We start from the raw sequence: 783 nt of genomic DNA, 5'->3' as shown, positions 1-783 counted from the left end.
CCCGCCTCGCTCCGAAGTGATTCCCCCGGGCGCCGGGACGGCGCCCTCCCCCAACGACCTAGATCACCATGAAAGCCAACGACATCAAGAAGGGCAACGTCGTCGAGTACAACAACGGCGTGTACCAGATCCGCGACATCGAGCGCAGCTCGCCTCAGGGTCGCGGCGGCAACGTCCGCTTCCGCTTCATCATGTACAGCGTGCCGGGCGGCAACAAGCTCGACGCCAGCTTCGATGCCGACGACAACCTGGTCGAGGTCGAACTGCTGCGCCGCCAGTCCACCTATTCGTACAAGGACGGCGATGCCTTCGTGTTCCTGGATGACGAGGACTACACCCCGTACACCCTGGATGCGGACGTGATCGGCGATGACGCCGGTTACATCACCGACGGCCTGACCGGCATCTACGTGCAGGTGATCGACGAGCAGCCGGTGGCGATCCAGCTGCCGGCCTCCGTGGTGCTGGAAGTGATCGAGACGCCGCCGGAACTGAAGGGTGGCACCGCCACCAAGCGCCCGAAGCCGGCCAAGCTCAACACCGGCATCGAGATCATGGTGCCGGAGTACATCGTCAACGGCGAGCGCGTGCTGGTGAACACCGCCACCGGCGAATTCGCCGGCCGTGCCGACTAAGCACCCTGCGCCGATCGCCTGCCGATCGCTGCCTGCGGCAAGTTCGCCGCAGGCAGCAAGCAGCGCATCGCTGACAGTAGTTGTGTAGAGCCGAGCCCGTGCTCGGCTGCGGTGGGTTGGACAGGTACTGCAGCCGAGCGTGGGCTCG

The 783-nt window shown here is 65.3% G+C and carries 1 protein-coding gene; it reads left to right on the top strand.

Annotated features, from left to right (window positions below; all coding sequences use genetic code 11):
• Positions 1–68 precede the first annotated feature (68 nt).
• Positions 69–635, top strand: coding sequence for an elongation factor P-like protein YeiP (yeiP, locus tag ABGA94_RS21145; protein ID WP_005409468.1), 567 nt, complete (start codon positions 69–71; stop codon positions 633–635).
• Positions 636–783 lie beyond the last annotated feature (148 nt).

The organism is Stenotrophomonas sp. 3diitr2024 (genome assembly GCF_042136455.1).
GTDB lineage: Bacteria > Pseudomonadota > Gammaproteobacteria > Xanthomonadales > Xanthomonadaceae > Stenotrophomonas > Stenotrophomonas sepilia.
Note: the sequence above shows the minus strand (reverse complement) of the source record. Positions and strands in the feature narration are given on the sequence as shown.

Bases quoted from the DNA above. Each gene is read 5' to 3' on its own strand.
- yeiP (WP_005409468.1), top strand. From the start codon at position 69: ATGAAAGCCAACGACATCAAGAAGGGCAACGTCGTCGAGTACAACAAC.